Here is a 2,676-nt window from a genome sequence, read left to right as displayed (position 1 = left end):
ATTCTTTATAGATCTATTATCTTGACTCTTGGGCATTACATTATTCAACCTGATAATGTTATTTTCCGACTCTTGATTAATGGCGCAATATTTGTGATGTTTAGTCTGTTATGGGCAATGTTATTCCCATTGTACCGAAATGGTATTAAAGGGATTTTCCAAAAAAAGGGACTGAGATAGCGTATTTTTATGAACAAAAATAAAGATATAAAAGACATCGTCGTCTTATCCACGGCAGACTGGGACAACCCATTCTGGACAAATAAACAGCATGTTGCCTTAGAGCTGGCAAACCGTGGACACCGTGTTCTTTACATAGAGTCTCTGGGACTGCGCCGACCTAGTGTAAATAAGAAAGACCTTTCGCGTATCTTCCGCCGGGTTCTTAAAGCGATTAAAGCACCTCGAAAAGTGCGCGACAATGTCTGGGTATGGTCACCAATTTCCATCCCATTTAATAACTACGCTATTGTGCGTAAGCTTAATAAACTGATTTTGAGCAGCGCGCTCAAATTCTGGTGCTGGCGTTTAAAATTCAAAGACGAAACGCTATGGACCTATAACCCGTTGACCACGCGTTTTCTGGAGCCGGGTGATTTCGGTTATGTTGTTTATCATTGTGTCGACGAAATTAAAGCTCAGCCTGGAATGCCGGTAGAGATCCTTCAGGATGCAGAGGAAGAGCTTGTACGTCGCGCAGACATTACCTTTGTCACTTCTCTGACGCTTCTGAAGTCAAGAAAGCATTGGAGCGATGAGGTCTATTACTTCTCTAACGTAGCTGACTATAATCACTTTTCAAAAGCGTTGGATGATCAACTGCCCGTTCCTGCCGACCTGAACGCGATCCCGGAGCCAAGAATTGGCTTTATTGGCGCTATAAGCGGCTATAAGGTGAATTTCTCTCTCCTGGAAGCGATTGCAGAAGCTCATCCTGAGTGGTCGCTAGTGATGATTGGCGATGTTGGCGAGGGAGATCCGAACACTGATGCGACTCAACTTACCCGTCACAAAAATATTCATTTAATTGGGCCAAGGGCGTACCAGCAGTTGCCTGGTTACCTGAAGGGCTTTGCCGCAACTTTGCTGCCTAATAATTTGAATGAATATACTGCTTCAATGTTCCCTATGAAGTTCTTTGAGTATCTGGCGGCAGGGAAGGCAGTGGTGAGTGTCGATTTAGCGTCCTTGTGTGACTTTAAAGACTATTTTCGCGTTGCCCACACCCCCGTTGAGTTTATTTCAGCTCTGGAAGATATTACCTCTGGCGATCGGATTTCTGTGGAGAAATGTCAGGAGCTTGCCCGAGAATATACTTACCAGTCACGCACTGAAAAAATGTTTAAGCTAATTGATGAGAAGCGCAATGAAAGTAGCAATCGTTCATGAGTGGTTCAGTTCCTATGCGGGTTCTGAAAAAGTGGTTGAGCAAATTTTACGTTGTTATCCCGATGCGGATATTTTCGCTGTATGTGATTTCTTAAAGCCAAAAGAAAAACATTTTCTTAATAATAAAAAAGTCACTACAACATTTATTCAGCGTTTGCCATTTGCAGCAAAAAAATTCCAGTCTTATCTGCCGTTGATGCCGTTGGCTATCGAACAGCTTGATATGTCTGCTTATGACGTAGTTATTTCAAGTAGTCATGCTGTTTCCAAAGGGGTGATCACTGGCCCTGACCAAATTCATGTGTCGTATGTCCATTCTCCTATCCGTTACGCGTGGGATTTCCAGCACCAGTATCTGCGGGAATCCGGCCTGAACAAAGGTCTGAAAGGGTGGCTTGCTAAGTATCTCCTGCATAAGATTCGTATTTGGGATTACCGTACCGCTGCGGGCGTTAATCATTTTATTGGTAACTCACGGTTTATTGCGCGCCGCATTAACAAGGTTTATGGCAGACAAGCAGACGTCATCTATCCGCCGGTGAATACGGATAAGTTCGAATTCAGTGACAAAAAAGAGGATTTCTATCTGGCTGCTTGTCGCATGGTGCCTTATAAGCGTGTTGATCTTATTGTTAGTGCGTTTGCCAAAATGCCTGATAAAAAGTTAGTGGTTATCGGTGATGGTTCTGAGATGGATAAGATCAAACAGCTGGCGATGGATAATATCACGCTACTCGGCTATCAGGATGACGCTGCAATGGTCGACTATATGAAGCGTGCTAAAGCTTACGTATTTGCTGCAGAAGAGGATTTTGGTATCTCGCCTGTAGAAGCACAAGCAAGCGGTACGCCGGTCATTACTTTCGGTAAAGGCGGGTGCCTCGAAACGGTTAAACCCCTTGGTAGCGATAAACCGACTGGGCTGTTCTTCTTTGAACAAACCGCAGACGCCATATGCGAAGCAGTGAATACCTTTGAAAAATACGCCGATGAAATTAAGCCAGAAGACTGTCGCGAACATGCTTTAACATTTTCAGAGCAGCGTTTCCGTGACGAGATTAGTCAGTATGTCGATAGTGCCTGGGCTCAATACTCTGAGTCGCTGATCAATACTCAGGCTGCGCGAGTACAGAACAGTTATACTCATCCGGAAAAATAATGACCACGGCATAAATCAGCCGATTTATGTCAGGATTTAAACAATGAAAATCAGCGTATTTAAAGATCAAAAGAAAGAATTTATTTGCCGTGGGGCCTTAATTGCATAGGATTTATTTTGGCTTAATT

General features: G+C 43.6%; 2 protein-coding genes and 1 pseudogene. All 3 read left to right on the top strand.

Features of this window, described 5'->3' with window-relative positions:
- A pseudogene (locus INF86_RS22555) lies at positions 1-180 on the top strand (hypothetical protein); the annotation flags it as partial.
- Between the two features lie 9 nt (positions 181-189).
- Entirely contained in the window at positions 190-1,389 is a 1,200-nt protein-coding gene (locus INF86_RS22075) for a glycosyltransferase (RefSeq protein WP_023295007.1), read from the top strand.
- Positions 1,367-2,548: a glycosyltransferase family 4 protein gene (locus tag INF86_RS22070; RefSeq protein WP_023295006.1), complete on the top strand. Its 1,182-nt coding sequence runs from the start codon at positions 1,367-1,369 to the stop codon at positions 2,546-2,548. Before INF86_RS22075 ends, INF86_RS22070 begins: the two co-directional genes overlap by 23 nt.
- Positions 2,549-2,676: the final 128 nt, after the last annotated feature.

The organism is Enterobacter cloacae complex sp. I1M (genome assembly GCF_014982425.1).
GTDB classification, from domain to species: domain Bacteria; phylum Pseudomonadota; class Gammaproteobacteria; order Enterobacterales; family Enterobacteriaceae; genus Enterobacter; species Enterobacter intestinihominis.
This window is presented reverse-complemented; position numbering and strand designations above follow the sequence as displayed.

Bases quoted from the DNA above. Each gene is read 5' to 3' on its own strand.
- INF86_RS22075 (WP_023295007.1), top strand. From the start codon at position 190: ATGAACAAAAATAAAGATATAAAAGACATCGTCGTCTTATCCACGGCA.
- INF86_RS22070 (WP_023295006.1), top strand. From the start codon at position 1,367: ATGAAAGTAGCAATCGTTCATGAGTGGTTCAGTTCCTATGCGGGTTCT.